This window comes from Dyadobacter sp. HNCC25DJ184 (genome assembly GCF_056895215.1).
Window position 1 is genome coordinate 1 of record NZ_JBXHAQ010000044.1, and the last position, 757, is coordinate 757.

The window sequence follows — 757 nt, forward strand, 5'->3', positions numbered from 1 at the left end:
GTGTTTTCTTTCGTTACATTGAAAGAAATGAGTTTGACAGGTAAGACATTGGCCACGGTCAGTGGTGAGCCAGTGGTATTCCCTCCTGGATTCTCGGTAACGAATGCGTCAAACCACTGCAGTACCGTGCTTGTTGGCTGCTCCTGTGCGGCTGCTACGATGCGTATCGGTAAAACAAATTGGCGTCGCGCTGCTGGTCCTGATCCTGACCAGTCGCCTGTAATCTCGATAACGACAGCGGAAGAACCGTCAGTGCCCGATTGGATGGCGAAACCTGCTGGCAGAACGGCACCACCTGCATACACAGCCCCTGCAGGAAATGCAACGTTGATTGTAAACTGTCCTGCCGTGAAAGTGTGTGCGGACTTGGCAATATTTATGGTATACGTTCCCGTGATGCTTCCCGTGGGGTTGTATGCCGGATATGGATCCTTGTCATAATTGCCTGACTGCAGGCTGATGTCCTCTCCTTGTCCGAAAGACAGATTGACGGCCAGAAGCAGTGCCATCACAGCGAGATTCACTCTTAAGAATAGATGTTTCATGTTCTCTGTTTTGTGTGTATTTTATCAAATTATTTGAAGCATATTTTACCCATCCGCACAGATTTGGATCTGTGCGGATGGGTAGATTACAAGCCCGATACGGTCAGTTCTATCAATACGGTATTGTTGAGGTTATTGGTTTCTCCTCCCGAACCGTCTCCAATTTCAAAGTTGATGTTATATTTTCCTTTGGATGTGGCTGGTGCTGCTGT

The 757-nt window shown here is 48.0% G+C and carries 1 protein-coding gene; it reads right to left on the minus strand.

Annotated features, from left to right (window positions below; translation table 11 throughout):
- Positions 1-545: hypothetical protein (locus AC1XUD_RS26530; protein WP_483364073.1), on the minus strand; the 545-nt coding region annotated here is incomplete at its 3' end.
- Positions 546-757 lie beyond the last annotated feature (212 nt).